At 57.9% G+C, this 252-nt stretch carries 1 protein-coding gene; it reads left to right on the top strand.

Translation table 11 applies throughout. The features are described from left to right. Positions 1–67: 67 nt before the first annotated feature. On the top strand, positions 68–252 hold a 185-nt coding region (locus AC1RO3_RS09290; protein WP_481764134.1), incomplete at its 3' end, for a DNA polymerase beta superfamily protein.

Genomic DNA, 252 nt, shown 5'->3' with positions numbered 1-252 from the left:
CAACTGACGGCACTCGTGCCAAGGTGACGGGTGCGTGTCTGTATACTGGACCTCGGGGAGCGGACAAATGAGTGTGGCACAAAACACGGCTTCAGGCATCATCAAAAGTGTCCTGATTCAGCTCGAACAACGGCTCGATATTAAGGTCCTGATGGCGGCCGAGGCCGGGTCTCGTGCGTGGGGCTTCGCGTCGCCGGATTCGGATTACGACGTTCGCTTCATCTACTGCCGCCCTGTCGATCGGTATCTGAC

The sequence above is a fragment of the Dellaglioa sp. CoH-57-MRSF-19 genome (assembly GCF_056781975.1).
The sequence above is the reverse complement of the archived record's forward strand: the minus strand, read 5'-3'. Positions and strand labels throughout refer to the sequence as shown.